Origin of the sequence: Burkholderia sp. HI2714, assembly GCF_002223085.1 — a bacterium.
Classification (GTDB): Bacteria; Pseudomonadota; Gammaproteobacteria; order Burkholderiales; family Burkholderiaceae; genus Burkholderia; species Burkholderia lata_D.
The window spans coordinates 1-2,462 of sequence record NZ_NKFM01000119.1 but is presented as its reverse complement, the minus strand read 5'-3'; the positions used below and the strand labels follow the sequence as shown (position 1 = coordinate 2,462).

1 protein-coding gene and 1 pseudogene are annotated in these 2,462 nt (G+C 52.7%); both read left to right on the top strand.

Translation table 11 applies throughout. The annotated features are described in order from the left end of the window. Positions 1 to 159 precede the first annotated feature (159 nt). Positions 160 to 258 (top strand): annotated as a pseudogene (locus CFB82_RS42990) (IS6 family transposase); the annotation flags it as partial. 207 nt (positions 259 to 465) lie between these two features. Continuing rightward, on the top strand, positions 466 to 2,462 hold a 1,997-nt coding region (locus tag CFB82_RS42985), incomplete at its 3' end, for a hypothetical protein (RefSeq protein WP_143751086.1).

Below are 2,462 nucleotides of genomic sequence, written 5' to 3'. Positions count from 1 at the left end.
TACAGCCCGGAGCTCAATCGCATCGAGAAACTGTGGCACAAGATGAAATATGAGTGGCTGGCCTTCAAGGCGCGTGACATCCAAACCCTTGAAGAAGACGTCGATACGGTCCTTCAAGGATTCGGATCAAATTATAGATTTACTTTCTGTTGAGAGCTTATTTTGCTGTGCGTGCGGAGGTACGTGACCTATTCGCTGAGCCTGCGTAATCTCGAAGAGATGATGGAGGAACACGGCATCGAGGTTGATCGGGCGACAACTATTCTGACGCGGGGGGGGGCATTGGTGATGTAAGGACTCCTGAAGATAGCGATCAGCCTCGTCTCGTCTCCGTTATCGCGATAGAACCCGTTTCGCCACCTGGACCACAGAAACCATCGATGTCGAGTTGGCCGATCTGCTGACCAGCTACGGCGTCATGTTTCAAACTAGTTTTGCGTTAACATTTAATGTTGGAGTAGATGCATGTTTAATGTTATTCGTGCTGCAGACAGCGGCAGCAACACATATCATTCAGAAGTGAAAAGCATGAATGATACCAAAAACCCTGCAATAAATACGCTTCTTTCCGAAAGAGACAACATTTTATTAGCTGACGCCAAAGTGAGGCTGGAGAATGGTAATATCATTGTCGGTGAAAGGCATGATGTCGCGGCCGCTAGATATTTTTTAATTGAACTAATTGATTCTGGAAAAGTTAGCGACATTTATCTTGAGTTCCCCGATCTGGAGTGCGATATATTTGGAGGCGATGGCGATGTAAAGCTTAGCTCCTTATTCAATAGTAACGATTATGAGAATCTAATCCAGCATCCTGTTTTTAAGGAATTTTGTTCCGATTGTTCTGCAATAACGGGGGCGACAAGTAATGAGGTTCCCCTGCCAGACGTAATCTCAATGGCAAGAAAGCATCACGTTCAGGTGCACTTGATTGATAATCACATACCAAATAGCAGCAATCATCTTGATAGAGCTGTAGCGCGAAACGTTGGCATGGCGGAATCTTTCAACTTAAAAAAAAATCAAGAAAAAGGTGTAATTCTTGTTGGGGCAAATCACTGTCGACCAAGCGAAAATAGCTTGCAGGAGCTCTGCGGGATTTCTGATAGCTCCATATATGATCTTTCCATTTCAGCGGATGCCGGACATCTTCCCGCTCAAGCACAACGCGCCCGCCTCAACGAACCGAACCGGCAGGACACCATACCGGACAACGTGCGCGCGGTTGCAGAACAGATTCGAACCATGGGGTCGTGGCAGAACGAGGGGGGAGATCTGGTGTCGAGCCTGTTGCCGGAGTTACCGATATGGCCGAGGGGGCGTGAACTGACGATTGTGGACGGACAGACCTTTGCGAGGACACCGTTCGGACAGGCCCAGCCGGATCGTGCACCGGTGGTGGTGCTGCTGCGGAACGCGCATTACAGTGGGGTGATAGGGGACAGAGAAATTTCGGTCCCAGCTGATGGCGACTGTTTCTATCATGCGGTACTGGCCTCGCTCGGCGCGGATGTGGGCGTGATGAAGCAGCAGCTTGGTCTGCCGGGCAATGCCTCGAATACGGAGGTCATTCGCGCCTTGAGGGGACGTCTTGCGGACTATGTGCTGGCCAATCCGCAGCGTGTCGGACCGTATCTCATCGTGCCAGGCGAACCAATGCAGGAGGCTCCCACATCAGTGGTCAGCCAACCTAGCGCGGATATTGAGTCGCAGCCGCTTTCAAGTTCACAAACTACCTTGTCGGGACCTGCGCAGCAGGTGGTGGCCGAGAGTAGCCGGCCGCCAGTCCGAGTCGCTTGGGAGGAGTCAAAGAGTGCCGCAGCGCAGAATCGTGAGCTGGAGCAAGCATTCTCGACGCCACTGCCCAAGGGGCAGGCTGGACAACAGGCCGCGCTGGAGCGACTGAGGCTGGTATCGAATCACTTGAAGGCCCGCTCGGCGCCGGATGCAAGTGAAAGCCAAGACTTGCTGAAAAAGCTGACCCATCCGGAATTGGTCGTGCGTATGCGGACCTTGGCCAGCGCGTGGGAAGATGGGAAAGATAAGGTAAGAGAGGCGGCGGTATTGGGGCACGCGCAACTCGTTAGCGCACTGCTCAAGGAAAGCGAGAACTCGCCGGAGCAAGCGCGCGATGTGTTTAAGACTCTGACCATGAGCCAGAAGAACCCGTCGTACCTGAATACCCTTGCGACGGTGGCTGCCGAAGACAAGGCAGTCGCTCAGGCACTAGATGGGATTCTGAAGAATTTGCACCAACAGATGGGCGCAGACGAAGCGGCGGCCAAGGAGATCCGCACTAAGCTGCTGGATAGGCCGATCAAGAGCGAGAGCAAGTATGACAAATATGACGAGGAATTTTACGGGCGTCTGTTCAACGAGGGCGACAAGAAGTGGATGGAGGATCATGCGGGGAGTCGCTTGCTGGCGCGAGATCTGAATCGGTCTGCCTTGATCCCTACTGG